Origin of the sequence: Heliorestis convoluta (assembly GCF_009649955.1) — a bacterium.
Lineage (GTDB): Bacteria > Bacillota > Desulfitobacteriia > Heliobacteriales > Heliobacteriaceae > Heliorestis > Heliorestis convoluta.
The window spans coordinates 92,359-118,815 of sequence record NZ_CP045875.1 but is presented as its reverse complement, the minus strand read 5'-3'; the positions used below and the strand labels follow the sequence as shown (position 1 = coordinate 118,815).

The 26,457-nt window shown below is 42.4% G+C and carries 24 protein-coding genes and 1 pseudogene; 6 read left to right on the top strand and 19 right to left on the bottom strand.

The window, feature by feature from the left end; translation table 11 throughout:
• Positions 1-9: 9 nt before the first annotated feature.
• The 5 genes from purM to purB are packed head-to-tail and all read right to left on the bottom strand — an operon-like array spanning position 10 to position 4,934.
• Positions 10-1,107 carry a phosphoribosylformylglycinamidine cyclo-ligase gene (gene purM, locus FTV88_RS00510; RefSeq protein ID WP_153723892.1) on the bottom strand — a complete coding sequence of 366 codons (1,098 nt, stop codon included), beginning with the start codon at positions 1,105-1,107 and terminating at the stop codon, positions 10-12.
• A gap of 36 nt (positions 1,108-1,143) precedes the next feature.
• A complete protein-coding gene (gene purF, locus FTV88_RS00505; protein ID WP_153723891.1) occupies positions 1,144-2,583 on the bottom strand; it encodes an amidophosphoribosyltransferase in 1,440 nt (479 codons plus the stop codon).
• 26 nt (positions 2,584-2,609) lie between these two features.
• Positions 2,610-2,861 (bottom strand): phosphoribosylformylglycinamidine synthase subunit PurS, encoded by a 252-nt coding sequence (gene purS, locus FTV88_RS00500; protein ID WP_153723890.1) that lies wholly within the window; start codon positions 2,859-2,861, stop codon positions 2,610-2,612.
• Positions 2,862-2,877: 16 nt separating this feature from the next.
• On the bottom strand, positions 2,878-3,594 hold the full coding sequence (gene purC / locus FTV88_RS00495; protein WP_153726441.1) for a phosphoribosylaminoimidazolesuccinocarboxamide synthase: 717 nt from the start codon (positions 3,592-3,594) through the stop codon (positions 2,878-2,880).
• Between the two features lie 44 nt (positions 3,595-3,638).
• Complete coding sequence (gene purB / locus FTV88_RS00490; protein WP_153723889.1) at positions 3,639-4,934, bottom strand: adenylosuccinate lyase; 1,296 nt, start codon at positions 4,932-4,934, stop codon at positions 3,639-3,641.
• Positions 4,935-5,441: 507 nt separating this feature from the next.
• Here purB and purK point away from each other — a divergent pair.
• Positions 5,442-6,578, top strand: a complete 1,137-nt coding sequence (gene purK, locus FTV88_RS00485; RefSeq protein WP_153723888.1) for a 5-(carboxyamino)imidazole ribonucleotide synthase — start codon at positions 5,442-5,444, stop codon at positions 6,576-6,578.
• 17 nt (positions 6,579-6,595) lie between these two features.
• The gene (purE, locus tag FTV88_RS00480; protein WP_153723887.1) at positions 6,596-7,078 is read left to right on the top strand and encodes a 5-(carboxyamino)imidazole ribonucleotide mutase; all 483 of its coding nucleotides are present in this window, start codon (positions 6,596-6,598) and stop codon (positions 7,076-7,078) included.
• A 109-nt stretch (positions 7,079-7,187) separates the two neighbouring features.
• Here purE and FTV88_RS00475 read toward each other — a convergent pair whose 3' ends face one another.
• Positions 7,188-8,555, bottom strand: a complete 1,368-nt coding sequence (locus FTV88_RS00475; protein WP_153723886.1) for an NCS2 family permease — start codon at positions 8,553-8,555, stop codon at positions 7,188-7,190.
• 126 nt (positions 8,556-8,681) lie between these two features.
• Here FTV88_RS00475 and FTV88_RS00470 point away from each other — a divergent pair, with 126 nt between their 5' ends.
• The gene (locus FTV88_RS00470; RefSeq protein ID WP_153723885.1) at positions 8,682-9,497 is read left to right on the top strand and encodes a UbiA family prenyltransferase; all 816 of its coding nucleotides are present in this window, start codon (positions 8,682-8,684) and stop codon (positions 9,495-9,497) included.
• Positions 9,498-9,503: 6 nt separating this feature from the next.
• Here FTV88_RS00470 and FTV88_RS00465 read toward each other — a convergent pair whose 3' ends face one another.
• The 6 genes from FTV88_RS00465 to FTV88_RS00440 all read right to left on the bottom strand — a co-directional run bounded on the left by FTV88_RS00465 (position 9,504) and on the right by FTV88_RS00440 (position 17,630).
• Entirely contained in the window at positions 9,504-10,898 is a 1,395-nt protein-coding gene (locus FTV88_RS00465; RefSeq protein WP_153723884.1) for a Ger(x)C family spore germination C-terminal domain-containing protein, read from the bottom strand.
• A 14-nt stretch (positions 10,899-10,912) separates the two neighbouring features.
• A complete protein-coding gene (locus tag FTV88_RS00460) occupies positions 10,913-12,004 on the bottom strand; it encodes a GerAB/ArcD/ProY family transporter (RefSeq protein WP_153723883.1) in 1,092 nt (363 codons plus the stop codon).
• A 2-nt stretch (positions 12,005-12,006) separates the two neighbouring features.
• Entirely contained in the window at positions 12,007-13,611 is a 1,605-nt protein-coding gene (locus tag FTV88_RS00455) for a spore germination protein (RefSeq protein WP_153723882.1), read from the bottom strand.
• Positions 13,612-13,738: 127 nt separating this feature from the next.
• A complete protein-coding gene (locus FTV88_RS00450) occupies positions 13,739-15,139 on the bottom strand; it encodes a methyl-accepting chemotaxis protein (RefSeq protein WP_153723881.1) in 1,401 nt (466 codons plus the stop codon).
• Between the two features lie 29 nt (positions 15,140-15,168).
• Entirely contained in the window at positions 15,169-17,178 is a 2,010-nt protein-coding gene (locus FTV88_RS00445; RefSeq protein WP_162007823.1) for an ATP-binding protein, read from the bottom strand.
• Positions 17,179-17,258: 80 nt separating this feature from the next.
• Positions 17,259-17,630 carry a PilZ domain-containing protein gene (locus FTV88_RS00440; RefSeq protein ID WP_162007822.1) on the bottom strand — a complete coding sequence of 124 codons (372 nt, stop codon included), beginning with the start codon at positions 17,628-17,630 and terminating at the stop codon, positions 17,259-17,261.
• Between the two features lie 358 nt (positions 17,631-17,988).
• Between FTV88_RS00440 and nrfH the strand changes: the two genes are divergently transcribed.
• Both nrfH and FTV88_RS00430 read left to right on the top strand, forming a co-directional pair.
• Positions 17,989-18,504 (top strand): cytochrome c nitrite reductase small subunit, encoded by a 516-nt coding sequence (gene nrfH, locus FTV88_RS00435; RefSeq protein WP_153723878.1) that lies wholly within the window; start codon positions 17,989-17,991, stop codon positions 18,502-18,504.
• Between the two features lie 6 nt (positions 18,505-18,510).
• Positions 18,511-19,842, top strand: a complete 1,332-nt coding sequence (locus tag FTV88_RS00430; protein WP_162007821.1) for an ammonia-forming cytochrome c nitrite reductase subunit c552 — start codon at positions 18,511-18,513, stop codon at positions 19,840-19,842.
• A 118-nt stretch (positions 19,843-19,960) separates the two neighbouring features.
• Here the strand turns inward: FTV88_RS00430 and FTV88_RS00425 are convergent, their stop codons facing one another.
• From FTV88_RS00425 to FTV88_RS00405, 5 genes and pseudogenes are all read right to left on the bottom strand, one after another.
• Positions 19,961-20,221 carry an AbrB/MazE/SpoVT family DNA-binding domain-containing protein gene (locus FTV88_RS00425; RefSeq protein WP_153723876.1) on the bottom strand — a complete coding sequence of 87 codons (261 nt, stop codon included), beginning with the start codon at positions 20,219-20,221 and terminating at the stop codon, positions 19,961-19,963.
• A gap of 254 nt (positions 20,222-20,475) precedes the next feature.
• The gene (gene speE / locus FTV88_RS00420; RefSeq protein WP_153723875.1) at positions 20,476-21,342 is read right to left on the bottom strand and encodes a polyamine aminopropyltransferase; all 867 of its coding nucleotides are present in this window, start codon (positions 21,340-21,342) and stop codon (positions 20,476-20,478) included.
• Positions 21,343-21,662: 320 nt separating this feature from the next.
• Positions 21,663-22,034, bottom strand: a complete 372-nt coding sequence (locus FTV88_RS00415) for a hypothetical protein (protein WP_153723874.1) — start codon at positions 22,032-22,034, stop codon at positions 21,663-21,665.
• A gap of 114 nt (positions 22,035-22,148) precedes the next feature.
• Positions 22,149-22,682: pseudogene (locus FTV88_RS00410) on the bottom strand (methyl-accepting chemotaxis protein); the annotation flags it as partial.
• Positions 22,675-23,310, bottom strand: a complete 636-nt coding sequence (locus tag FTV88_RS00405; RefSeq protein WP_438266910.1) for a HAMP domain-containing protein — start codon at positions 23,308-23,310, stop codon at positions 22,675-22,677. The pseudogene FTV88_RS00410 and the gene FTV88_RS00405, both read right to left, overlap by 8 nt.
• 412 nt (positions 23,311-23,722) lie before the next feature.
• On the opposite strand from FTV88_RS00405, the gene recQ reads away from it, so the two are divergent.
• Complete coding sequence (gene recQ, locus FTV88_RS00400; protein ID WP_243137224.1) at positions 23,723-25,516, top strand: DNA helicase RecQ; 1,794 nt, start codon at positions 23,723-23,725, stop codon at positions 25,514-25,516.
• 90 nt (positions 25,517-25,606) lie between these two features.
• Here the strand turns inward: recQ and FTV88_RS00395 are convergent, their stop codons facing one another.
• Both FTV88_RS00395 and FTV88_RS00390 read right to left on the bottom strand, forming a co-directional pair.
• Positions 25,607-25,927, bottom strand: a complete 321-nt coding sequence (locus FTV88_RS00395; RefSeq protein ID WP_153723871.1) for a DUF4405 domain-containing protein — start codon at positions 25,925-25,927, stop codon at positions 25,607-25,609.
• Between the two features lie 30 nt (positions 25,928-25,957).
• Positions 25,958-26,440 (bottom strand): hypothetical protein, encoded by a 483-nt coding sequence (locus tag FTV88_RS00390; protein ID WP_153723870.1) that lies wholly within the window; start codon positions 26,438-26,440, stop codon positions 25,958-25,960.
• Between the last annotated feature and the right edge of the window lie 17 nt (positions 26,441-26,457).

The following is a 26,457-nucleotide window of genomic DNA, read 5'->3' as shown; positions in this document are numbered from 1 at the left end:
AAATCATCATTATGCCCAGGGAAAGGTACCACGATAGTACACTTCTGGCGCTGCCTCTTCGTTTTCCGGTATTGACTCGATAACACCAATGGTGTAAAAGGTTTCATTCATCTCATTCATAAGAGCACTCACTTTGCCTACTTCTTCAGGTGCAACCACAATAATATAACCGAGTCCGCAGTTAAAAGTGCGCAACATCTCAGCTTCTGCTACATTGCCCAACGATTTAATGGTAGAGAATACAGGCAAGGCAGGCCAACGACCCAATTCTACAGCTGCACGCATTCCTTTCGGTAGAATGCGAGGCAGGTTTTCTGTAATACCACCACCAGTGATATGGGCCATCCCTTTCACAGAGGCGCCTTCCAGTAACTTTTTCACTACAGTAGCATAAATCCGAGTTGGTGTTAACAACTCTTCTCCCACTGTTTTACCTAGTTGGGGAAGGTAGGTATCGACAGTGTAACCAGCGTGATCAAAGAAAACTTTCCGTGCTAAGGAATAACCATTGCTATGAATGCCAGAAGAAGGTAAAGCAATTAATAAGTCACCAGGTCGAATGGTAGAGCCGTTAATAATCCGAGAGCGATCGACGACACCTACGGTAAAACCGGCGATATCGTAATCGTCTTCCGCGTAAAACCCAGGCATCTCTGCCGTCTCACCACCGATAAGTGCACATCCTGCTTGTCGACAACCTTCTGCAACACCACCAACAATAGCTGCTACTTTTTCAGGTTCTAGCTTACCAACAGCTAGATAGTCAAGAAAGAAAAGGGGTTCTGCGCCTTGCACAAGAATGTCGTTCACACACATGGCTACACAGTCAATGCCAATGCTATCATGACGATCCATCATCATAGCCACTCGCAATTTGGTACCAACACCATCGGTCCCCGATACTAGAACTGGTTCTTCATATTTTTTGATATCTAAAGCAAAAAGCCCTCCAAATCCGCCGATGTCAGTGAGCACTTCCCGTCTAAAAGTGCTTTTAACAGCACTTTTCATCAGCTCTACAGCTCGATTGCCAGCTGTAATATCGACACCCGCCTGGGCATAGGTCAGACTCTCTTGGGACTGTTCTTTCTTATTATCTGTTGACACAATCTTGCCTCCCGCAATTTTCAACGGTCCTGGTTCTTAGCAGCAGGAGGAACCCTGCTTATCAGTTACTTCAATTGGGTAATCTCCGGAAAAACAAGCTGTACAAAAATCTTTACAGGTCAAGCCTTCGCCTTGTTCAGCAATTGCATTCAATATGCCTTCTTCGGTAAGATAATGCAGGCTGTCTGCCCCAATTAATTCCCGAATCTCTTCAATGGTTTTCACAGCAGCAATTAATTCTTTGCGCACGGCTGTATCAATGCCGTAGTAACAAGGGTAGGTAATCGGTGGCGATGATACAAGCATATGCACTTCTTTCGCCCCTGCTTGACGTAACATCTGTACAATTTTTCCGCTCGTTGTACCGCGAACAATAGAGTCATCAATCATAATTACGCGCTTGCCTTCTACGGCCTTGGAGATAGCATTGAGCTTTAAACGAACCGCCTGACTTCGCATCTCTTGCGTCGGTTGAATAAAAGTACGTCCAATATAGCGGTTTTTCATTAGGCCTTCTTCAAAAGGAATGCCTGATTCTAAAGAGTAGCCAATGGCGGCAGCTGTCCCTGAGTCAGGAACGCCGATTACGATATCCCCATCGATTTGAACTTCTTGAGCCAATTGGCGACCCATTGCACGGCGCGCTAAATTCACCCAGATTCCATCAATAACCGAGTCAGGGCGAGCAAAATAGATATATTCAAAGATACAGGAAGCTCTGCGCAAAGGTGTTAACGCTTTGAGAGAAGTAAGACCTTTTTTGTCTATGACGACAATTTCTCCAGGCTCAATATCGCGGATAAAGGTAGCTCCCATCGTATCGAGAGCACAAGATTCAGAAGCCAATATATAGGCATTATCTAAACGACCGAGACAAAGAGGGCGGACGCCGTAAGGATCGCGCATACCCAAGATCCGATCTTCTGTCATTACTAAGATCGAATAAGAACCTTTAATGTCAATCATCACTTTCATTAGCGCTTCTTCTAGAGAAGATTGGCTATAGCGCGCCAGTAAATTGACAATAACTTCTGTATCCGTCGTCGTTTGAAAAACTGCACCCGTAACGGCCAGATCTTGGCGCAGTTCTGCTGCATTGGTAAGATTTCCGTTGTGCGCTACTGCTAACATCCCTTTGGCATATCGAAAAACGAGGGGCTGGGCATTGCTAACAAGGCTTGACCCCGTTGTTGAATAGCGTACATGACCAATGGCAACTTGACTTTTTTCATTTTGAAGTTCCCCGATTTTCTTTTCAGGAAATACTTCTGTAACGAGTCCCATGGCTTTGTGAAGGGAAATCTCTTGACCATCTCCCACAGCCATACCTGCACTTTCTTGACCGCGATGCTGTAATGCGTGCATACCGAAATAAGCCAACCGGGCAACTTCTTTGCCCGGACCGTAGATTCCGATCACCCCGCACTCCTCCTCCATTTTGTCCCAGGGGAGATCGTGAATGCCATCTATAGACATGATTTGGCCTCCTGCCAGATGATTATTTATTTTATTTCTTCAAGCTGAATCTTGAACTGCTCTATGACTTGATTGTATAAAGCACTCTCGATCCATGCTTTCAACTGCTTTTCCGCGTCCAGCTTGTTTTCACTATCAATAACCATCTCTATATAATGTCCTGTACGTACTTGCTTGATCTTATTGAGCGATAGATCGTGACAAGCTTGTAACAACGCCTCTCCCTCTTGATCGGGTATGATTTCTTTTAAAGTAATGATGATGCGGGCCTTATACATGAAGATAAAGGCCTCCCTACGTAAGCAGTTTGCTTTCTAGACGACGTAGAATCTCTTGATAGGCTTCTTCTATACCACCTAGGTCATGGCGAAAGCGGTCTTTGTCTAACCTTTCTTTCGTTTCTTGATCCCAAAAGCGGCAGTTATCTGGCGAAATCTCATCACCCAGCAACACTTGCCCTTTATGAAGTCCAAACTCTAACTTAAAATCTACAAGGTCAATGTTAACTTGCTCCATTAGATCGATTAAAAGGCTGTTTACTTGTAAAGCAATTTCTTTGACTTGTATCATCTGCTCTTTCGTCGCCCAACCCATGGCATCTATATGGTATTCATTAATCATAGGATCTCCTAAGCCATCATCTTTATAGTAAAACTCTAAAATTGGCTTCGGCAAAAGAGTTCCTTCTTCTTGCCCGATCCGTTTGCCTAAAGAACCAGCCGCTCGATTGCGAACAACGACTTCCACAGGAAGAATTTCTAAGGCTTTGACAAGCATTTCTCTATCGTTGAGAAGCTCTACAAAGTGGGTAGGAATGGCTCTCTCTTCTAGATACTGAAAGAAAAGAGCGGTAATACGATTGTTGAGAATGCCTTTGTTCGGTATTTCTTCTTTTTTGAGTCCATTAAATGCTGTTGCCGAGTCTTTATACTCGATCCATACAATATCAGGATCTGTCGTTTTATAAACTTTTTTTGCCTTACCTTCGTAAAGCTGTTCTAACTTTTCGATTGGAGCCATGTTCGTAGGGACCCACCTTTCTAAAAGCCAAGACCTCAGGCCAGACCAACGCGCTTAAAGAGGGTATCTACATGTTTGGTATGGTAATCGTAATCAAATAGCCCTTCCACTTCTTCTGCTGTTATTTTCGCCATAATCTCTTCATCCTGTAGAACAAGCTCTTTGAAAGGCTTTTTGATCTCCCAGGCCTTAAGAGCATTCCGTTGTACCCAGTGGTAGGCTGTTTCGCGAAGAATGCCCTTATCAACGAGAGCCAACATAACCCGCTGACTATTGACAAGACCTAGTGTCTTCTCTAAGTTTTTCTGCATATTCTCTGGGAAAACCTTAAGGTTTTCTACCACATCAATCATTTTCTTTAACATGTAGTCCATCAAAATGGTAGAGTCCGGAATGATAACACGTTCTACGGAAGAGTGGGCAATATCACGCTCGTGCCAGAGGGCCACATTTTCTAGCGCTGCAATGGCGTTACCACGAAGAACTCGAGAAAGTCCGGAGATTCGCTCTGATGTGATGGGGTTTTTCTTATGAGGCATGGCGGAGGAACCTTTCTGGCCTTTGCTGAAAGATTCTTCTACTTCATGGATATCGGTACGTTGTAAGTTTCTAAATTCAGTTGCAAACTTATCGAGAGAACTGGCAACAACAGCCAGTGTCGTTATATACTCAGCATGGCGGTCTCTTTGAATGACCTGCGTAGAAATAGGAGCCGGTCTCAGACCTAAGCGCTTGCAAACAAACTCTTCGACAGAAGGATCGATTTGCGCAAAAGTTCCTACAGCACCAGAGATGGCACCCACGCGAATCGTTTCAATAGCATGATTCATTCTTGTAATAGAGCGTCCTACTTCATCGTACCAGAGTGCCATCTTAAGACCAAAAGTAACAGGTTCGGCGTGTATACCGTGCGTTCTTCCAACCATAACTGTGTACTTGTGTTCAATGGCTCTTTCACCGATGACTTGACGAAGTTTTTTCAGTTTAGCAACAATCAATTCTCCTGCTTCTTTCATTTGTAAGGAAAGAGCTGTGTCAAGGACATCGGAAGATGTCATGCCCATGTGAACATACTTTGACTCTTCACCGATATACTCGGCCACACAAGTTAAGAAGGCAAGTACATCATGCTTGGTAACTTCTTCAATTTCTAAGATACGCTGCACATTAAAGCCTGCTTTGTCGCGAATGACTTCGTAAGCTTCACGAGGAATTTTTCCTTGCTCTGCCAACGCCTCGCAAGCAGCTACTTCAATATCAAGCCACTTTTGAAACCGATTCTGATCTGCCCAGATAGCGCCCATCTCCGGTAGTGTGTAACGTTCAATCATTCACCATGTCCTCCTTGCAAATCCCTGTGTCCACCCGAGGGGTAAGAATTTTGACAATCTTTAGCGAATCCTGTCACCTACTCCTATATTGTCCTTCAGAATCAAAATAAAGGCAAGAATAAAGAACAAGATTCAGAAAAAAATCAAAACCCAGACTGGATAGACTCCCACAAAGGTGAGAACCTATCCGCCTGGGCTTTTCTCCCTTCGGTGTAAAAGACTCATCCTTTGAGAGGATAAACCTTTTTGCAGCGCTCGGACCTGACCACATTGTGCGGAACCCTAAGCTGCACTTCCACGCGAAATATATTATTTACTGTAGTATCGTTATAGCGTCAGTTTACCATAAGAATAGGTCCTATGGGAACCATGGATTTGTAGAAAATCGTGAGTTTTGTTGATAATTATCTTCTTGCTTTGTGCTGACGCCTCTATTGCGAAGAATATCGCCATCTGATAGAATTTGCCTAGTTATGTCGACGGACCTGATAGAAGGAGGCTCCTAGCTTGAGCAAATTCACACCAATTTTACCTGGTAAGACAATCGGTCTTCTTGGCGGAGGCCAGTTAGGCCGTATGCTAGCTATGGAAGGAAAGCGCATGGGCTATCGAGTGGTCTGCCTCGATCCAACGCCCGAAAGTCCTTGTGGCCAAGTTTGTGATGAACAAATTATTGGTTCTTTTGAAGATTTAGATTCAGCCCGCAAACTGGCAGAACAAAGTGATGTTCTTATCTATGAAACAGAAAACATTAATGCACAAGTTGTAGCCGAGCTAGAAAAAGAGCATTGGGTACCTCAATCCAGCCAGATTCTATCTTATTTTCAAGATCGAAGAGAAGAAAAGACCCGTCTTCATGAAGCTGGCTTTCCTGTTGTACCTCATCGAATTGCCGAAAAAGCAGAAGAAATCCCTGCTTTTATAGAAGAAATCGGCTGTCCCTGCATTCTCAAAACAGCCTTCGGTGGTTACGATGGCAAAGGGCAGTGGGTGATACGCCAAAAAGAACAATGGGAAAAGATTCGAGAAGAACTCAAAGCAGGCCCCTGGGTACTTGAGAAAAGAGTGGAGTTAACCACTGAATTGTCAGTTATTGTGGCACGAACACCCGATGGTAGAAAGCGCTCTTTTCCTGCCGCTGAAAACATTCATCAACATCAGATCTTACGAGCTTCTATTGTACCGCCTCGCATTGATCCTACCATTGTTGCCGAGGCCCAAGATATTGCCGAAAGAATTACAGAACACTTTCAGGTTGTTGGTCTTCTTGCCGTAGAATTCTTCCTAGTAGGCAAGACTCTTTATGTAAATGAAATGGCTCCAAGACCTCATAACTCGGGTCACTACACTTGGGAAGCCTGCTATACATCTCAGTTTGAGCAACTGATTCGTGCCGTCTGCGGCTTGCCGCTCGGACCTGTAGATCTCTCTTTCCCTGTCGTCATGATTAATATCCTTGGTGAAGATTATGAAGGCTTAGAAAAACTGATCCCCCATTTACCAGAAGAAGTAAAAATTCATATCTATGGAAAAAAAGAAATGGCCTGGCGCCGCAAAGTAGGTCATCTTACCATAAAAACAGACAAGCCGGAACAAGTCTTATCTTTGCTAGAAGAAAAACTAGGCTGGGATTCATTGAAATAGAAGGAGTCGATGAGCACATGGTTGGTATTATCATGGGTAGTAAAAGCGACTGGCCCATTATGAAAGAAGCAGCCGCTCTCTTGGAGCAGTTAGGTATCCCTTGTCAAAGTCAAGTTGTTTCGGCCCATCGTACACCAGACTGGATGTTTGAATATGCTGAAACAGCGCGGGAAAAAGGAATTAAAGTAATCATCGCTGGTGCTGGTGGCGCCGCTCACCTCCCCGGCATGGTTGCTGCCAAAACAACACTCCCTGTTATTGGCGTACCGATTCCAGCCACCAAATTAGAAGGCCTTGACGCTTTGCTTTCCATCGTTCAAATGCCCGGCGGCGTTCCCGTAGCCACCATGGCCATCGGCATCCCCGGTGCCAAGAACGGAGCCCTCATGGCTGCACGTATTCTTTCCATTGAAGATCAAGCTATCGCAGAGCGCTTGGAAGAATATAAAGCCAACGAAGCACGCAAGGTAATGGCTATGAATGAAGAGGGGCTTCAGTAGAGCCGAAGAGGATGTATTTCAGAAGTCCAAAAGGATTAAGAAAAGAGCAAAAAAAGACTGGCATACTGTAGTGCCAGTCTTTTTTTTGCTTTATTACGACCACTTGGGCTTAGTGACCAGCCCCCAAAGTAGCATAGCGCCAAACTATGAGCACTGTAATCGCGTACATCAACCAATGAACATCTCGAGCTTTGCCTGTGAAAACTTTCAAGAAAGTGTAGAAAACAATACCAGCTGCGATACCGTTGGCAATGTTATAAGTAAAGGGCATTAATGACAAGGTGAGAAAAGCAGGCAAGGCTTCGGTAAAGTCATTAAAATCGATATCGCGAACGACCGAAATCATAAGAACACCCACAATAATCAAAGCCGGTGCTGTCGCTGCATCCGGTATGATACGGAAAAAGGGTGCAAGAACAAGGGCAAAGAGAAAAAGAATGCCTGTAATAACAGCTGTTAAACCAGTCCGGCCACCTTCACTAATGCCGGCTGCCGATTCTACGTAAGCAGTAATCGCAGAAGTACCGAGAAAAGCACCTAAGCTTACGCCACCTGCATCGACCATCATGGCTTTTCCTAGCTGTGGAGAGTTTCCTTTTTCATCAAGTAGGCCTGCTTTATTGGCTGTACCGACAAGAGTTCCAAAAGTATCGAAAAGCTCTACAAAGGTAAAAGTTAAAATCACAGCAATAATTCCCATTTCAATGGCACCCCAGACATCCATGGAACCAACGGCCAAGTCATCAAAGGCAGGCCAGGCAAAAGTGAAGTCGCCTAGATTGGTTACACCCAACGGAATGCCAATCAGTGTCGTTGCTACAATACCAATCAGAAGAGAACCTCGAAGTTTTAAGGCCATTAAGCCAGCTGTAATTGTAAGGCCGATTAAAGCCAACAGCGTATCGGGCTGCGTCAAAGCGCCCATCGTAATATCCCACTCAAAGTGGAGAAGATTGCCAAAACCTCGTGTCTCTGCAATCTGATCGAAAGATGGACCTAGATGAAGGCTCACAATAGTAAGGTGAGATAGTTTAAGACCAATAATGGTAATAAAGAGTCCAATACCAACGGTAATCGCTTTTTTTAGCGAGTTAGGCACCGCTACAACCAAAAGTTGTCGGATCTGCGTCACTGTTAGTATTACAAAAATTACACCAGAGAGAAAGACAGCACCGAGAGCGACTTCCCAAGGAATGCCACCATTGGGAGAGGCAACAACAGCAAAGTAAGCATTTAGACCCATACCCGGTGCTAGAGCAACCGGATAATTTACATAAAGACCCATTGCAATGGTTACAAGAGCAGCACCCACACAAGTTGCAAAGAAGACAGCATCACGACTCATTCCAGTGGTTGCTAGAATATTAGGGTTGACAGCCAAGATATAAGCCATGGTCATAAAAGTAGTTACACCAGCTGTAATCTCGGTGCTCGGTGTGGTACCTCGAGCTTGAAGTTGAAATAATCTTTCTAACAAGCCTGATTTCTCCTTTTTACCTTCTTCCTTTGAAAGAGGTGAAATTTTGATATCACGGAAGGGCAGTCTATTGTCAGAGCAATAACAAGATCGGTGACACAGGCAAGAGACCGAAAGGAGATCTTTATGAAACTGTTAGATTGGACCTTGTGGATATCATTAGCGCGAGGCTCTGTGGCAATTCGTTACGCTTTTACTGTTGCAGCTGCTGCTTTCATTGAAAATGCAACTTTTTTTTCCATCCTTACTATTGCAATGGCTGGTTTTTTTCTTGTTCTTTCTGTCCACATCTTTGATGATATTGAAGATTTACCGGAAGATCAGATCAATCATCCAGAAAGACCTCTGCCCTCTGGCAAAATTACAGTTACAGAAGCAAGAATTTTTGGCGCTGCCACATTGATTCTCTCTTTTTCACTGGCTTTTTTTCACGTACAAGCACTTATCATATTGCTCCTTATCGCTGCATCTGTTATCATCCCTCCTCTGCATAGAATCTTGCAAGAACATTGGGTTGGTCGTAGTATTTCTATTTTTTTATTTATTTTCTCCGCTTTTTTACTTGGAGCTGCTGCCACTGCTGGTTTTCCTTCAACAAAACTTCTTTTGTTAGCTCTAGCCATCAGTACACTTCATTTGGCCAGTCGCGTAATTCGAGACGAATGGGACTTAGAAGGAGATACACAGCGACCGTTGCGAACGCTGCCCCATATTAATGTCTCTATGGCTCGCCTTTGGGTTCGCTATAATCTCTTAGTTGCTTCTTTCTTACTCCTTCTACCTGCTTTTTTTAACTTTCATCTTCTCTACCTACTTTTTGCAGGACCTGCTTCCCTGATCATTGCCAGACACGCGTTAAAATGGGATGAAAATCATTCTGCTAGCCATCCCAGCCATCTCTGGGCGCTCCTTGTCTTACTCGGTGCAATCCTAGGGCGTTAAAACAAACTACCTCGTTGCTCCTAAAACACGCACATTGACAGAAATATGCATTTCTACTTCAGGATACACTTCGGGCCAATCCATCTCTTCCCATTTTCGGATATTGTGCGCCCGTACGTAGCGACCGATGTGAAGAAGATCTGCTCTTAACTCTTGTTGAGATTTCTCTATCACTTTTTGCATTTTTTCTCGCAAGGCTTCTGCTCCTTGCTCATTCATCGCATTAAAGTCTTCTCTGTCATAGCGTACTTGCGGTGGATTGGCGTCACTCAGCATTCCTTCAAAGTCTACATGAATATGAACTTCATACTTTCCTGGACCAAGTTGATTCACATCCATTGTTCTTTGCACGCGATGAAATCGTAAGGTCATTCTAGAGATTTTCTCTTCCGGTACATCCATCTTTCCTTCTCGGTCAATATCCATTTCTTCAGCATTGTCTCTTTTTTTCTGTTCTTCTTTCGCCTCTCTCGCTCCCTGATCATCAAGATGACCTTTCTCAGGCGATGCTTCTGTTTCTTTTTCCTCAGAGGCAAGGGTTTCCGTAACCGATCCTTCTGCTCCTTGTCCTTCTTCATCTTGTGCTTCTTGTCGTTCTTCTACAGCAGGCTGTTGCTCTTCTTGCTCTCTTTCTGGAGGCGTAAAAGTAAAGGTAAAATGGTAAGGCACTCTTTCGTCGGCTAAGATATTTACAAGGGCTGCTTCTTCAGGATTGATGGTACCGATCATGCGATCACCATCAAAAATAGCTGCACCGTCATAATAAATGCGCCCTTCTTCAGAACGAATCAAAGGTGCTACTAGGCTGCCTGTACCATCAAGTTGGACACGATAAGCTTCCCACAAATTCACCCTCGTTACCGAAGCTGTACTGCGGTCAGCAAGCAACTGACTTACCAGCAAAGCGCCCCCCATTGTGCCCTCTATAACTCTTGCTTGCTCTGTAAAAAGCTTTTGTAAGTCTGTGGTTGTAATAATCACAAAAGAATTGTTGCGCACATTAGGGTGAAAAAATATCCAAGATAAATAAGGAAAAATTCCTTCTCGTGCCGCTTCTTCTGTTATGACAATGGCTGAAGTAAGACCAAAGTCAATATGTCTGGGCATATTCCGTCGTTGTTCTTCTACGCATTCATCAATGGTGGTGCCTTCCGTTCTTGGCGCAATGACAGGAGGACCTAGACTTCCCGGCGGTCCTACCATGGTATTGGCGTCTGATTGTTTGGCGTTATGAATATCTAAAACAAGAGCAAGAGGTTTTTCTTCGCCTATATCAAAGCCAATATTCATCACGAGAGCTCGACGCTCCATGGCGGCTGAGTCCCAGCAACCGACTGTGAGAAGGAGTATTATAAGGTTCCCTAAAAAGATATAGGTTTTTGCATTTAAGGCTTTTATCAACAGTAATCACCTGCTCAGGCTTTTATTTTTTGCGGACTTTTCCAAAGAGAAGCAACAAATAGTATGAGAAGCACCACTGTTAGAAAAGCCATCCAGATAGGTCCCATATAAAGTAACATTCTTTTTGCATGCTGAAACGGCAACATGACCGGCGATGCAATAACGGCTACAATATAATACAAAATAACGATAATTCGATAGTTAGGCAGTCCCATCCACTGTCCCATCGCTCGTGCTGCCGTTACAATCAAGGCGGCCATGGCTGTTACAGTAGGAAAAAGCCAGAGCAGAATTAAAAAGATATCAACCCGTTCTATAAAAACAGTCTCACGCAAAGTCGTCATTTTTACTTTTAAGGGCTGATCAAAAGTAGCTGCCATCTCCATGCCTAGCGTACCGATGATCATATAGGCCGTGATGAACAAATAGATAACGCCAAAGCCTTTCAGCGCAAAAATCATGCGATAAATCTTTTCGCTATGGCTGATAGAATTATTCAAAAAAAGAACAAGGCTAAAACTTAAAAAGATTAATAAGGAACCATAGAATTCTAACTGGTTCCAGTAGGAAAAGTCAGGTTGAAAAAAAGGTCTAGCCAACTCCGGTCGAATGTCCGGTACAGATAAAGCAAACATAATCACAGTGAGCGGGAAAATAATGACAAGGTGTTCATCATTGGTACGAGCGACTGATTCAGTCCCTAAGGTGGCAATCCAACAGGATATCGTTAGTATAACAACCGTTAATAGGAGCGGCGGTGTTTGAATCAAGTAAACATCTACAACCAGTTCTGCTGCAATTCGGCTTAGTGGAAGAGGAAGTAGAAAGTGCGCGACCACGAGAGGAAAGACAAGCAGAAAGCCAAAAAAAGGGCCTACCACTTCTTGGGAGATAGATAAAATGTTTTTGCGGCGATGGCGCGTGCAGAGCCAAGCTACAAGAGCAGCAGGTAACAAGCTTAATAGAAGCCCCGATAGTAGAGGTACAAAAGGATTAAAATCAACGCTTTGAAATAAAAAACCATTATAAAACAAGCCCGCACCGGCTACAAAAAAGGAGCCCATCAACAATCCAATTTGTAACATTGATATTTTTTCACTATACATGGTTATACATCGTCCAAACTATCCTCGTTATACTTCATCGTTTTAGAATCCCAACGCTGTCCATCGATGGTTTTAAGAGTTCGAGGTCGATGGGTTCGCATTTTGGGAGATAATACATAGATCGTATCAAAAATATCGCGCAGATGGATGGCCGACATTTGGCTTAAGTAGGGTATACCATAGGACTTGAGGGAGCCTACGTAAGCAAGAACGGTTGTAGCAGCAAAAACAATGCCAGCGACGCCAAAAAAGGAAGCCCAGAGTACAAAATAATATTTAAGAAGCCGCATGGCTGGTAACATAGCCAGGTTCGAAACTGTTAAGTTGGTAATGGCAGTTACAGCAACAACAATAACCATAATATTAGAAGCGAGCTTTGCTTGTACGGCCGCCTGACCTAGAATCAAACCTCCCACAATGGTGGTAGCACCACCCACCAAGCGAGGCAATCGTTGACTGGCTTCAAGAATAATATCTAAAAGAATTAACATAATTAATACTTCAATGACTGGTGGAAAAGCGATACCTTCTCGTGATGAAGCCATATTCATAATTAGCTGCGACCCTATGATGCCAGTGGGAAAGCTCGTAAAAGCTACATAAAGAGCCGGTAGCATCATGGTCAAGTGATTGCCAAAGATCATACGGATAAAACGATAAAAAGTAGCTATAACCGGGGAACTGTAGTAATCTTCCGGCGTGCGCCAGAAGTCAATAAATAAGGCTGGCACAACCATGGCTGCCGGCGAATTCTCTAAAAAAACAGCAATTCGCCCTTCCATAAGGGCAGCCGTCACCTTATCCGTTCTCTCACTAGTCATACTTAAAGGAAAAATATTGGCCGATCGTTTTTGTAACAAAATCGAAAGCTCAGCCACATCATGGACAATATCAATATCTAGGCTAGCCAAATCTTCTTTAACCGCATCAACGCGAGGCTTATTGGCAATGCCATCGATATAAGCTACAACAACATTAGAGCGGCTCCGTCGACCCAGGCGCATGCCATCAAGGCGCAATCGTTCGTCTTTAATATGTTTACGCAAGAGGGCTCGATTGACTTGTAAAGACTCAACAAAGCCTTCTATCGGACCTCGAATAACTTGCTCTGTAATCGGTTCATTTACGGTGCGATGTTCATATTCATGATTGAAAATGACAAGGGCCGAGGAAAGGCCTTCTGCAAAGAGCAAGCTGTTGCCATCTAAAAGCTGGTTTTTTGCTTCGTCGATGGTATCAATCTTTTTATAATTAGAAACTGATATAATCTTTTCTCCAAGAGCTTCTAAGATATCTTCAGATTCGTCTAGCTTTTCACGGCTTACTTGCAGAGGCTCTACCACATGAAGAGATAGCTCTTTCTGATCGATAAGTCCTTCAATGGCACAGATCATAAACTTTCGCTTCAGTGCCGGTGGCTCCACAAAGCGAAAGAATAAATCATCAGGCTTACCCAGGCTATTTTCCAGCATTTCTTTCGATGATAAAAGCGTTGCTGGCAGCACCTGCTCAACCTTGTAGTCATCCTCTTTCGGTGGTGGCGTACTTTCATTTTCTCTATGTTTAAATAAAAAAGTCGTCCATAGACTTTTCTGCTCTTTTCCCATCACTTTCACCCGACAGTAGCTTTTCCCAGAATAGAAAAAGAATGCCCCGTCTAACAAAGACAAGAAGCCCTGGTTGCATTTCCTGCAACCAGGGCTTCTTGTCTATAGATCAAACATCGCGGCTCTCTTACGAAGATGCAATCTTAAATTTATCGACCAACATGTTCAACTCTGTCGCCAAAGCGCTGGCTTCTTCTGTTGTAGCCGCTATTGTTTCCATGGAGCTAGAAGCTTCTTGTGTTTTCATAGCCACTTCCTGCGCCGTTGTAGCAGTATCTTCTATAACGGTAGCGACAGAACTAATCAGATCTACAATCTGATCGGAGCTGGCCACGGATTCATTCGCTAGCTTGGCGACGTTATCAATCTCTTTTACAGTGTCGCTCACGGCTTTTAGGATGTCGTTAAGGGCTCTTTCGGCTCCAACGATAAGTAAAGCACCTTCGTCGATTTCGGCTCTGCTTTTTTGAGCAGCTTGTACTGCCTCTTCTGTTGCAACAAGAACTTTTTGTAACAGCTCGTTGACTTCTACAGCACCTTGGTTGGATTGTTCTGCTAACTTGCGTACTTCTTCTGCAACGACGGCAAAGCCTCGTCCATGTTCACCGGCGCGAGCTGCTTCAATGGCAGCGTTTAAGGCTAGTAAATTTGTTTGACTGGCAATGTTGGTGATGGTACTGGTAATTGTACCAATCTGCCGCGAGTACTCTTGTAGCTTTTTCATTTGACCTTCTGTATCGCTCATCTGCCCTTTAATATCAATCATTTGATGATTGTTCTTATCTACACTTTCCTTCCCTACTTCGGCTTTATCCATCGTTTCATTGGACTTCTCCGTTGCACGGTGAGCTTTTTCTTTCGCGATTTGAAGTAGAGATGAGATCTCAATTAGAACCTGGGAAACTTCTGTAATCGAGTTGGTACCTTCTTCCGATTCATCGGCAACATGTTGTGTACTTTTGGCAATCTCCGAGACAGCATAGCGCACTTGTTGTGTCGTTGCAGCCATTTCTTCCGAAGCAGCAGCTAGTTCCTGGGCACTTTGTTTTACTTTTTTGACCAGTTCAGTCTGATTTATAACCATTAGGTTAAAAGCAGTGCCCAGCGCTTGAATTTCATCTTTCGATCGAAAGTCTACAGAAACTGTCAAATCACCTTCCCCTAAACGAATCATCTTTTCACGTAACTCTTTTAAGGGATTGAGAACAATAATGTTTAACAAAAATAAAACAATAAGAGCTGTTACAGATAAGTTAATAAGAGTGGAGATATAGATAGAAAGATTACCTACAGAAATATCTGAAGAAGCTAATAGATCTTGTATTAGGCGATCTAAAAATACAGCAATGGTAGGACTGATTAACAAAGCTACAACGAGGCTAACGGTAATTTTTAGTTTGATGCTAAGCGGTACGTTGTTCATGTTGGTCACAGAACCAATCATTGTTTTGGTAAGCTTATCAACGCCAACTGTCTGAACGAGCTTTTCAAGATCATTTTTATTATCTATCTTTTTTTCTGGCTTCAAAAAACACACCTTCCTTTCCCAACGCCATTTTATTCAATCCAATCTGCATTCGATGCTGGTTCACTAGGAAGCGTGAAAGATACTACGGTGCCTTTTTTTTCAGCACTTGTTACGGCAATGGTGCCTCCCATTAGTTCGATCAAGTATTTACTAATCGTTAAGCCTAGACCAATGCCACCGTATCGGCGACCTAAAGAGCTATCTTTTTGGGTGAAGGGTATAAACAATTTTTTTTGAACGTCCCTAGGCATACCAATTCCACTATCTATAACCTCAAACTGCAGGAAGGGCTCATTGCTTTCTTTTTGCAAGCTTACTTTAAATAGTATTTCGCCCTTTTCGGTGAATTTAATGGCGTTATCTATAATGTTATCTAGTATTTGCCGTAGCCGCAAAGGATCACCGCACCAAGTTCCTTCTACGGAAGGCTCTATGTTTGCTTGAAAGGTAAGGCCTTTAGAAAGGATAGAGTAGTTTATACGCTCAATAAATTCATTCAGAAAGGCTTTCATATCAAAAAAAGTATAGTTTAAACTTTTACGACCTGCTTGAATTGAACTAAAAGTTAATAGTGCATCAATAATCTTTAGTAGATCTTGCGCAGACTCTTCCACCGCTGATGCTAATATCCTCTGTTCTTGATCAAGGTCCGTATCAAGGAGTAGTTCATTCATACCAAGAATGCCGCTCATAGGTGTTCTCAGTTCATGGCTGATTACAGATAGAAATTCACTTTTTACACGTTCAGCCTGTTCTGCTTCTTCTTTTGCTTTCAGCAGGGTCATTTCTACTTCTTTTCTTAGAGTAATATCTTCTTTCATCGCAATATAGTTCACTAAATTTCCCTGCTCGTCTTTCACAGGCGTGATCGTCATTTCTTCTGTGTAAAAGTCACCGCCTTTTCTTTTATTAACAGTCTCACCTTTCCATACTTTACCTTTTAAGATGGTAGACCACATGTTTTCATAAAAAGAACTTGAATGAAAACCCGATTTCCAAAAAGAAGGTTTAATTCCTTTTATTTCGTCAAGCTCATAACCGCTTAGTTTTTCGAAAGCTTCGTTGCACCAGATCACTTTGGCCGTAGGGTCTGTGATAACAATAGCGTTGGCTGAAGACTCTACCGCCGTTGTGAGGAGATGAACTTCCTGACGACGGATAGCACCGGCCAAGGCTATGCAGACTTGTTCGGCACACCTCTTAAAAGCTGCAATTTGTCGCGCTTTTAAGAGTTCGTAGGTGCCAGCATAGAGGGCTAAGTATCCTAGCACACTTTGTTTGGTCTTCAACGGAACGACGAGACAAAAGCTAACGGAATTACAAACTTCTTTTTCTTTGCGCAGTTGAAAGTAGGGGTCTGTAATAAAGATTCCTTCTAAATGCCTCTTCGTTACTTCTTCAACATAATCAGCTTGAATCGGCTGGGCCTGATGATAAATCTCTTCTCTTTGAAAAAAGGGGCTTTTTATGTAATTGCTTAAGATACCAGCAGAAGCTTCTATGGTAACTGTACCATCGTGCTTTCGTAAGGCAACCCAAGCCAGGGGCAAGTCAAAAATCTGCACCATTTTATCACAAGCAAAATGCAAAATTCGGTCTAAAGGTTGCCAATCAAGGACTTGAAAAGAAATGTCGCTGAGCAAGCGTTCCCCATCTTCTGCTTGCCGCAGTCTTCTTTTCTCTTGAATTCTTTCTGTTAAACGGTACAGGCTTCTGCGAACTGCTTTTTCTGTAATTGGCTTTAGAATAATATCAAGGGGCGCAATTTCATAAGCTTGACAGGCATCTACCGAAGGACTTGTTACAAGGACAACTTCTACATCTCTATCATTTAACAATGTTTTGACTACATGAATGCTATCGAGATTCTGTAATTCCATATCTAGATAGAGGCTGTCGATTTCTTTTTTCACTAGTAAGTCGATAAATTCTTTGATATCTCTCGCTATACCTACAATTTCTACACCGGAAGTAGTACGTAAATATAAGGAAAGACGATCTAGGTTGTCTTGATCAGTGACAACTAGGAGGGCTCTCATGATTATGACCTCCATTCCATCGTAGCATAGGCTGCCACGTTCCTTATACCTATGAATAATGGAACAACAATAGTTGCTTCTTATTTTTTTCTAATGTTTTTCAATTGAGACTGTGTTATATAGCGAGCTATCATATCTCTATCTGTTTCAAGGATATCTTGGAATTGAATGCCTAGTTTATAGAAAGTCCCTTTTGCTTCTACAGTCGCCTGCGCATAACGAATAAGACCTATCACTAAGATGCTTTTGCTTTCTTCTACAGTAAATTCTATCCAAATCTGTTCTCCAAGCTCTCTTTTTTCTCCTGTTGAAAGGAGCATTCCACCTAATGAAATGTTACAAATCTCAGAATCATACCAAACCCATTCATCCATATGGGCAATATCGCCTTCTAAGGCGTGAATAGCTGGTATTGAACAGTTAATGCGAATATAATTTCTACGACACTTCATCTTCACTCACCCCATCTTTAATGAAAAGGTTTCTTTCTTTCTTTTTTCTTTCTTTGCTACTATAACTCCGCTAAGACTATGCTCTACCCTGCATAATTCTTTCTATCTATATGCATCTTGCTCACAGCCCGTAATTATAAATCGTACTTTTATTTTCTATCTTTGTGCATTTTTTTGCAATGATTAAAATCGCTTTCTTTTTAGAAAAGTTTTATTGAAATAAGTTCAATCTAAAAAGATTTTTCTCCCATCTTCTTTTCATTTTCTCAAACTCTTTCATGATTTTTAATTTTTATTTCTTTGGATGCTCTATGGATAAAAAGACCGTAAAGGTCAAAAACTGAGACAGGGTGAGAAGATGTCTTGGAAAAAAATTTGGAAAAAAGAGTGGAAAATGACTTGGTGGAAAGCCGGCATCTTAGGCTTATTTGTCTTGATTGCGATTGGCTTTATCATTGGTAGACAACCCTTAAAAGGCTTGGTCTATGCCCTTGATGCACCAGAGCTTTGTGTAAGCTGCCATGTCATGGAGCCTCATTATGAGTCATGGTACCACTCTTCTCATCGTGATGTTGCTTGCAACGATTGTCATACACCGCATAATTTCGTAGGAAAATGGGTTACCAAAGCGCGGGCTGGCATTGTCGATACTTGGGTCTATTATATAGGTCCCATGCCAGCGCAATTTCGAGCGAAACCACATACCCAACAAATTTTGCATGACAATTGTGTGCGCTGTCACGATCATCTTGTCCGTCGCATTGGCGATACTTTGCACGGGGAAGGTACATTTTGCTTCTCCTGTCACCGTCATGTGCCTCACGGAATTCAAACTGGCTTAGGACCGAATCCTCGTGAACTCGATTGGAGGTAGCTTCTGTTGAAAAGTAGAAAATACGTACTTCTCTTTTGGTCAGCCCTTTTCCTTTTTTTAATTGCCTATACACCAGGATGTACCCTTTTACAAGGTCAACAAGCAGAGAGAGCTCCTGTTGAGCTTGGTGAATTTGAGTCTGATCCTGCTGTATGGGGGCGCCTCTATCCTGATCATTATGACTCTTATCTACAGAACTATAATATTTCTCGCACTGAATATGGTGGTTCTGATAAATACTCAAAGCTAGAACGGGAGCCTTTGCTCCGTATTATCTTTAATGGCTTTGGCTTTTCTAAGGAGTACAATGAAGATCGTGGTCACATCTACTCACTTGAAGATATTAAGATGATCGATCCAGCTCGCAAAAGTGTTGGAACTTGTATTACCTGTAAAACTTCTGATTTCAAAGAGATGTACCACAACTACGGCGACGAAGTATATGCCATGCCTATTACTGATTTATTGGAGCAGTCACAGCATCCTGTCTCGTGCTTAGACTGTCACAATCCTGAAACGAATGAACTAGTTATCACTCGCCCTGCTTTAATTGAAGCTTTTGAACGGCAAGGTCGAGATATTACAGAAGCCACACGCAATGAGATGCGTAGCCTCGTCTGTGCCCAATGCCATGTCGAATATTATTTTGAAGCAGATACGAAAAAGCTTGTCTTCCCTTGGGATCGAGGTGTTAAAGCCGATGAAATCTACGCTTATTTTGAAGAAATTGGCTTTTCCGATTGGGTCCATCCAGACTCACAAACGCCCGTTCTGAAAGCACAGCATCCCGACTGGGAGCTCAATCAAGGCAGTGTCCATCAACAAAATGGTGTATCTTGTTCCGATTGCCATATGCCTTATGTTCGTGTAGGATCCATGAAAATTTCTTCTCATTGGTGGACAAGCCCTATGCACAATATTCAGGAATCTTGTGGCGCCTGTCATCGTCAATCGGAAGATTATCTGAAAGAACGCATCTTATATACGCAGCGCCGTGTCTACGATCAAATGATGCATGCTCAACAAGCTGTAACCGGTGCAATTCAAGCGATTGCCCAAGCTATGGAGCAGGAAAATGTAAATGAAAATACTTTGAATGAAGCTCGAGCATTGCATCGCGAGGCACAATGGTATGTAGACTTTATATCTTCAGAAAACTCGATGGGCTTTCACAATCCCCAGGAGGCCTTACGAATACTTGCTGATAGCCAACGTATCGCCGGTAAAGCCAGAGTAAAAGCTTTAGAATCTTTCACAGGTCAATCTCTTCCAGACTTACCAGAGCCGAGAAATCCTGGCTTCTATACAACCCAAGAAGATCGCAACCCACCACAATAAAAGGTAAAATAAAAGGCGAAAGATAAGCACTTATCTTTCGCCTTTTATTTTACAATTTTTTTATGCCCTATTGGACATAAAAAATTGTTATAGTTCTTCAATATGTTCTTAAGCGACATTAACCTGCAGCAGAAGTAGCATTTTGACCCATGGAAATGGCACATTCGTTACAAACGATTTTGCCACGGAAGTTTTGTACATCGACAGCACTGCCACAGAAAACACAAGCAGGCTCATATTTTTTCAGAATGATTTTCTCATTATCAACATAAATCTCCAAAGAATCTTTCTCATCGATGCCCATGGTACGACGTAATTCGATAGGAATTACGACTCGACCGAGCTCGTCCACTTTGCGCACAATACCTGTTGATTTCATACTGTATACGTCCTCCTTAATCTATTCAGCAAGATTCGACATCGTTTGACACCCTTATAATACCATTCAAGTTAATATAAGTCTAGCCCTTTTTTAATTAAATTTTAATTATTGCAGATTATACCTTTTATAGAATTTGTCTATTCTTTTGTAATCTTTTGTTCATATTTTGACTTTCACACAGTCTATTTATAGCAAAAAAAAGAACCTTCCCTCTACGGTGTAGGCTCTCGAAAAAGGCATAATATATTGTCCTATTTTCTTGCTTGCGCTGATAAATCGGTATCTTTTCCCACGATGGCATTATGGATAAAAGGTGGCAAGGCAAAGGCGGCACGATGAATTTCTGGTGTATAGTATTGTGTCAGCCCTTCAAGATAAGGTACATCGCGAGGGGAAAGGGGATCGATACCCTTTGAGCCGTAAATGAGGCTATAGGGACCCGTGCTATAGGTTGGAATAGAGGCCATATAATACCGTGCGATTGGGAAAAGGCTTTTGACACGTTCATATACGGTTTTTAGCTTATCCAATTCAAAAAGGGGTGAGCCGATCTGGGCTGTAAATATCCCTTCTTGCTTCAATGCTTCTTGCACGAGTTGGTAAAACTTTTTGGAAAAAAGCGGAGCCGCCGGTCCTGAAGGATCACTAGAGTCAACAAGGATAACGTCAAAATGATTCTGGTGTTTCGCAATGAAGTCAAAACCATCTTGTATTACTACACTTACTTTGGGATGATCGAGGCTGCGACTAAATTCAGGCAAGTATTTTTTAGAAAGGGCTACAACTCGTTCGTCAATTTCTACGAGAGTTACTTTCTCGACCATGGGATGTTTTAGCACTTCTTTAATTATACCGCCATCGCCACCGCCAATAATCAGGACGTTACGAGGCTGACGATGACTAGCCAGGCAGATATGAGCCATTAATTCATGATAGATAAATGCATCTTGGACGGTAATTTGCATTGCACCATCTAAGATAAGGCAACGCCCAAACTGTACGGTGTCGGCCACTGTTATCTCTTGGTATGCACTTTTTTCTTGGTGTAAAATTGATTTGATTTTCCACTGTAAGTTATAACCTTCCGTATGCTCTTCTGTAAATGTCGTAATGCTCATTCTCTACTCCTCTTCTACTTTATGCTCATTTAAAACTTAGATAAGATTCTACTCTTTATATATGGTTTCCTTCGGCCCGTTGATTCTCTCTGTTATCCAAATAGTTTACAAAAAGTAGCTAGCTTCTTCAAACTTCTAGTTACTGCTTTAGAGGATGTAATAAGCCGCTTCCGTTAGATTAAGGAGCTTTATTTAAGATTATCCGCTAATATAGCCCTTGACTCTTTTTCTTAAGAAAAATAAAAACCAGAGCCTCTTATAGTGCTCTGGTTTACAAAAATTCGTATTAGGCTTTCCGTCAATCTTTTGAAACTACGTTTTTACCAGTCACCACTAACGGAAACATAGCTGTCTTTGATATCGTATATCACATCTAAGACGGTTCCTTCGTCACCTTCAAAATGCATATCGTAGTAGAGACTCTTTTTTAAGGAGTCATAGAGTGATTGAAACTCTTCTACTTCTTCAACTGCCAGTGAGCCGTTAAAGGTAAGCTTATTAATCGCTTTTGTATCAATTTCTAAAATATCGCCTGAAGCGAGCGTAATCTTAATCACGTCATCACAGATTTCTTTGTTCGAAATAATAGCTTCTCTGTAGCGCTTATCTGTTGTAATCAGCTTGTTAATCGCTTTGCCTGAATCTTGCAGCCTTGTTAACATGTAATCGAGCATTTGACCGTAGTCATTCATACAGTAGCCCCCCCCTTTTTAATCAATAGCCATATTCTACCTATAGAGTCATTATTCCGTCAACTACTTTTGCATAACTTTAACCGTTTCTACTTTATGAGGGGGCTATGTAACTTATGAAACTGTCTGAGAGTGCCTTTTCATGTCTTCGGCCATTTTGACTAAGTTTTCACTGGCCTGAGCAATCTCCCTTGTCGATGTTTTCTGTTCTTCTATCGACGCTGAAGCTTCTTGAATAGCGGCTGAATTTTCTTCAGCTATGGCTGTAAGATTCTCTAATACTTCAATGATGTGACCTTTTTGTTGCTCCATTTCTAAAGCTGATTTTTCTATGGTTCCTGACATTTCTCTTATTTTTGTGATAGCGCCAGCCATGCCTGCAAACTTTTTCTCTGTCATGGAAATGTGCTCACTTTGCTCTTCTACAAGATGGGAAGCAGCTTCCATCACTTGTACTGCTTTTTGAGATTCTGTAATCAGTTCATCTAGTACTTTCTCTATTTCTCTTGAGAACAAGTTGGATTGATCGGCTAGTTTGCGTATTTCTTCTGCTACAACGGTAAAGCCTCGACCTGCTTCACCAGCACGAGCTGCTTCTATGGCTGCGTTCAAAGCCAGCAAGTTCGTTTGTTCGGCGATGCTACGAATCATTTGGCTGGCATCGGAGATTTTTTGTGTCATTGGCATTGTTGCCTTCTATGACTTTGTATACTTGTAGAGCAGACTGGTTTGATTCTTCAGCTTTTTTCACGAGTTCATGAAAAGCTTCTTCACCTTGATCTTTGATACGCATCATATTATTGGCAAAGCGACTCAGTCTTTCTACAAGCTTTAGTTCTTGTTCAATGATTTTTCCAAACTGCATCATAATCTGTGCGCCTTTTTCTGTGTCATTGGCTTGTTCATGAATACTATTGGCAATTTGTTCAATCGTCTGTGAGCTCTGATCGGATGCCACTGCGATTTGTTGGGACATGGCTGTCATTTCTTCAGCAGAAGAAGCAAGCTCTTCTGCTGCAATATTTACTTTCTTGGTTGCTTGTTCAAGACGTTTTTGCATCGTTAGAAGGACTTGCGCCATGTTACCAATCTCATCTTGTCGTGATACATATTGATTGACTTCATCTATCTCTCCTGCTGTCTGATCCTTTCCGAATCGTTCCATAGCCAGTGACAGGTCACTTAAGGGCCTTGTAATAAAACCAATGCTATAGTTCAAGAAAAGAGCAAGAAGTCCTATGGCCACAACAAAAAGAAGGCCTTGTATTTCTTGCATGATCCCCCTGTTAATTAGAAAAAAAAGTGCAGAAAAGACAACTGTAATGGCCGTGCTAATCGCTAAAACAAGCTTGGTATGTAGGTTCATAGGCCGCTCCCCTTTATGGAATATTTAAATTATTACCTGCATGAAAAAACCACTTCGTATGCTTCACACTTCTTTGATCACGTTGCACTTTTTTGTTTTGACGCAAGAAGACAGTTGGCTTCTAAACAAATAATAAAAAAACATTAAACATTTTTTATTTCGCTATTTACCTCTTATTCTCCTTTCTTCTCGAAAGGTAGAGAAGAAAAAGATTCATTTTTTTCTTTATCCTTCTTTGACAGGATTTCTGTCCGAGAGCTAGAATTTTTGATGAAATAGAATAGTATGTTAAAGGGTTCTTAGGTAGAAGGAGTGTTTACTCGTGCAGGGGTTTTCTCATCCCTTGATAGAACAAGCGCAGGCATTGTTGCATAAATATTATGGCTATTCTTCTTTTCGCTCTGGACAAGTGCCTTTAATTGGACAGATCTTGCAGGGACAGGATACACTTGGGATTATGCCTACAGGCGGTGGTAAGTCCATTTGTTATCAAGTTCCGGCTCTTCTTTTTCAAGGGCTTACCCTGGTTATCTCACCGCTGATTTCTTTGATGAAAGATCAAGTCGATGGACTTCAACGCCTCGGTATTGCAGCAACCTATGTCAACAGTTCTCTTTCTTTTCCTGAAGTGAAAGAGCGCTTACAGAAAGCTGCTCAAGGCTGGTATAAGCTCATTTATGTAGCACCAGAGCGTCTGGAATCGCCTTCTTTTCGTACTTTGCTACAAACGCTACCGATAGCACAGGTCGCTGTTGATGAAGCTCATTGTGTTTCCCAGTGGGGCCATGATTTTCGCCCTAGTTATGGTGCCATTGCTCCCATGATTGCAGAGTTACCGTACCGTCCCGTAGTCTCTGCTTTTACAGCAACAGCGACTACGGAAGTAACCCATGATATCATTCGGCTATTAGGGTTGCGACAAGTACAGCCTTATATAACGGGCTTTAATCGAGAGAATCTGACCTTTTCTGTTTTGCGCGGTGAGAATAAGCGAGACTTTATATTCCGCTATCTTTCTGATCATCTTGATGAATCGGGGATTATCTATGGATCTACGCGCAAAGAAGTAGACCAACTTGCCGATTTTTTGTCGCGAAAAGGCTTTTCTGTAGCTCCTTACCACGCTGGTCTCAGTGATGAAGAGCGCAATCGCAACCAAGAGATGTTTTTGTATGATGATGTGAAAGTCATGGTAGCGAGCAATGCTTTCGGTATGGGCATTGACAAGTCCAATGTTCGCTTCGTCATTCATCACAATATGCCTAAGAATATGGAAGCCTATTATCAAGAAGCAGGGCGTGCTGGTCGTGATGGAGAGCCGAGCGCTTGTATTTTGTTATTTAGCCCCCAAGATATTCTGGTACAGAAGTTTTTAATTGAACAAAGCCCTATGTCTCTAGAGCGGAAAAGCTATGAATATAAGAAACTGCAGGCCATGATCGACTATTGCTATACACCACAATGCCTTCGCCATTATATCCTCCGTTATTTTGGCGAAAAGGCCTCTGGTCACTGTGATGATTGTAGCAACTGTCTCGACGATCGAGAATCTGTTGATGTGACCATTGAAGCACAGAAGATTTTTTCTTGTGTAAAGCGAATGGGAGAGCGTTTTGGAACTTCGATGGTTGCTTCGGTGCTAAAAGGATCGAAAAGCAAAAAAGTAATGAACCAAGGCTTTGACAAGCTTTCTACTTATAATATTATGAGTGAATACAAAGAAAAAGAGATTGTCGATCTGATCAATCTCTTTTGTGCCGAAGGTTATTTGGTTATGACGGAAGGGCAGTATCCTGTCTTACAAGTGGCGCCACGAGCAATGCCTGTATTAAGAGGACAAGAGAAAGTGTATCAAAAAGTTCAAAAAAGACAAGCTCAGAAAAAAGAAAGTGACCCCTCACTATTCGAAGCTTTACGAACACTGCGAAAAGAAATATCTCAGAAAGAGCAAATCCCACCCTATATCATTTTTCACGATAGTACCCTTCGTGAAATGGCTCAAAGTAGGCCCCTTGATCAGCTGGCTATGCTATCGATTAAAGGGATCGGTGAGAACAAGTACAGATTGTATGGGGAAGCTTTTCTGTCCCTGATTCAGGACTTCGAAAACCCGTAGAACACAGAGGAGAACGGTTCGAGGACGCTGAATAGCCTCACCCATTGCCGCTTACGGACTCGGCAATGGGTGAGGCTATTCTTGTCTGATCTAAGATTTCAAAAATTGCTTCCATTCTTGGAAAAACATTTTTGCATTTAAGACTAGATGAGCAAGAACGAGAAATACGAGCAAAAAGCCTAACCAGATGTGAAGATCAAGCATCAGAGGCTTTGACATCCCTAAGAAGGTAAAGCCTCTAGAAAAAGGACCTGACGGTGCAATCCAGAGGCCAATTCCTGTTACAGTGACGATCAGCCCTAAGATAAAAAGGCTTAGCGATGTAAGGGCTTTTATCTTAAGAACGCTTTTACTTGATTTTTTGGGAGACTGAATTCCTTCTTCTCTCTCTGTCGACGTGATTGAGCTCATTTTTACAAAAACACACTCCAAAAATAGCTACTAGTTAAAGCGCTTTTCCATACGTTCTTTCAGCAGTTCTGCTTTCTCTTCGGTTATTTTACCTTCTTCAAGCAGTGTAGCTACCTTTTGCTCGTGAATTTCTCGAATCTTGGCTTCGAATTGCTCTGCTGTCATGCCTTTTTCTTCAGCGATTTGAAGAATTGTTTTGCCGGCTTGCACTTGCTCTCTGATTTCCTCATGGGTCATGCCTAAGGCTTCAGCAAGGTCATTCGTTAGAGGCGCTCTTCTCTCTTTCATAAAACCTTTGCAGTCTGCTTTATCACCGCAGAAACCACGAGATCTTTGGGATGGTAGTGTTTCTGCAGGGCCATTGCCAAAGCAAAAGCCCTTATAGGCTCCACGGAAGGGCTTTCCAATGGCGCTATCTTCGCTACTTGTAGCAGCAAATGCGACCAGTCCGCCTGCAAAGAGAGAAACTACAACGGCTGTGGCAATAATACCTTTTTTCCATTTTCCTTGCATTTCTTACACCTCTTCTT

Coding starts and splice junctions, on each gene's coding strand:
- purF (WP_153723891.1), bottom strand. CDS start 2,583: ATGTCTATAGATGGCATTCACGATCTCCCCTGGGACAAAATGGAGGAG.
- FTV88_RS00455 (WP_153723882.1), bottom strand. CDS start 13,611: ATGGGAAAAGAGCAGAAAAGTCTATGGACGACTTTTTTATTTAAACAT.
- purS (WP_153723890.1), bottom strand. CDS start 2,861: ATGTATAAGGCCCGCATCATCATTACTTTAAAAGAAATCATACCCGAT.
- purB (WP_153723889.1), bottom strand. CDS start 4,934: ATGATTGAACGTTACACACTACCGGAGATGGGCGCTATCTGGGCAGAT.
- speE (WP_153723875.1), bottom strand. CDS start 21,342: ATGAGCATTACGACATTTACAGAAGAGCATACGGAAGGTTATAACTTA.
- FTV88_RS00425 (WP_153723876.1), bottom strand. CDS start 20,221: ATGAAATCAACAGGTATTGTGCGCAAAGTGGACGAGCTCGGTCGAGTC.
- FTV88_RS00445 (WP_162007823.1), bottom strand. CDS start 17,178: ATGAGAGCCCTCCTAGTTGTCACTGATCAAGACAACCTAGATCGTCTT.
- FTV88_RS00390 (WP_153723870.1), bottom strand. CDS start 26,440: ATGCAAGGAAAATGGAAAAAAGGTATTATTGCCACAGCCGTTGTAGTT.
- FTV88_RS00405 (WP_438266910.1), bottom strand. CDS start 23,310: ATGCAAGAAATACAAGGCCTTCTTTTTGTTGTGGCCATAGGACTTCTT.
- FTV88_RS00460 (WP_153723883.1), bottom strand. CDS start 12,004: ATGTATAGTGAAAAAATATCAATGTTACAAATTGGATTGTTGATGGGC.
- purE (WP_153723887.1), top strand. CDS start 6,596: ATGGTTGGTATTATCATGGGTAGTAAAAGCGACTGGCCCATTATGAAA.
- FTV88_RS00470 (WP_153723885.1), top strand. CDS start 8,682: ATGAAACTGTTAGATTGGACCTTGTGGATATCATTAGCGCGAGGCTCT.
- nrfH (WP_153723878.1), top strand. CDS start 17,989: ATGTCTTGGAAAAAAATTTGGAAAAAAGAGTGGAAAATGACTTGGTGG.
- FTV88_RS00395 (WP_153723871.1), bottom strand. CDS start 25,927: ATGAGCTCAATCACGTCGACAGAGAGAGAAGAAGGAATTCAGTCTCCC.
- FTV88_RS00415 (WP_153723874.1), bottom strand. CDS start 22,034: ATGAATGACTACGGTCAAATGCTCGATTACATGTTAACAAGGCTGCAA.
- FTV88_RS00440 (WP_162007822.1), bottom strand. CDS start 17,630: ATGAAGTGTCGTAGAAATTATATTCGCATTAACTGTTCAATACCAGCT.